This is a genomic window from Cohnella baijiui (assembly GCF_020731285.1).
Taxonomy (GTDB): Bacteria; Bacillota; Bacilli; order Paenibacillales; family Paenibacillaceae; genus Cohnella.
In genome coordinates this window covers 1-321 of sequence record NZ_JAJFOW010000189.1, presented here as the reverse complement: position 1 = coordinate 321, position 321 = coordinate 1, and the positions used below count along the sequence as shown (strand labels likewise).

The window sequence follows — 321 nt, the reverse complement described above, 5'->3', positions numbered from 1 at the left end:
AGCATCCCGTGCTTGAGGCGTTTGCCGGCAAGAAGCTGGTGCTTATGACCGCCCATCGCCGTGAGAATCTTGGTGAGCCGATGGCGCGTATGTTCCGTGCGATTCGCAGATTGGTAGACAAGCATGAAGATATTGCCGTAGTGTACCCGGTGCATCTAAATCCGGTTGTACAGGAAGCAGCGAATCAATACCTGGGCGAACACAGCCGCATCCAACTGATTGCTCCACTTGGTGCTGTTGATTTCCATAATTTTATGTCCCGTGCTCACTTGATTCTCACAGATTCCGGTGGTGTACAGGAAGAAGCACCGGCCTTTGGTG

At 52.3% G+C, this 321-nt stretch carries 1 protein-coding gene; it reads left to right on the top strand.

Annotation, left to right across the window (positions count from 1 at the left end; genetic code table 11):
• On the top strand, positions 1 to 321 hold a 321-nt coding region (locus LKX83_RS32265; protein ID WP_227887357.1), incomplete at both ends, for a UDP-N-acetylglucosamine 2-epimerase.